Genomic DNA, 267 nt, shown 5'->3' with positions numbered 1-267 from the left:
CCATTCGAGGCGCTCGGCGTAGGTATCGGCGCGGAAATTGCCTTGCGCGTCGAAGTCGGTGACGGGGAACGACAGCAGCCCTTCGGAAACGATCTGCTTGAGTTCTTGCGGCGTGGTCATGGTCGGGGATCCTGTGATGATGGCGATATCGGGCGAGCCTGCGTTCAGCGCACGAGGCACGGACGCTTGTGGTCGAACGTCCAGTTGGGAATCAGGTATTGCATGGCGATCGCGTCGTCGCGCGCGCCGAGTCCGTGCTGCTGATAC

Annotated in this window: 1 pseudogene; it reads right to left on the bottom strand. The window is 62.2% G+C overall.

The features are described 5' to 3' along the window. Positions 1–120 (bottom strand): annotated as a pseudogene (locus tag SB772_RS41710) (5-dehydro-4-deoxyglucarate dehydratase); the annotation flags it as partial. Positions 121–267 lie beyond the last annotated feature (147 nt).

The organism is Paraburkholderia sp. SIMBA_030 (assembly GCF_046535245.1).
Lineage (GTDB): Bacteria > Pseudomonadota > Gammaproteobacteria > Burkholderiales > Burkholderiaceae > Paraburkholderia.
This window is presented reverse-complemented; position numbering and strand designations above follow the sequence as displayed.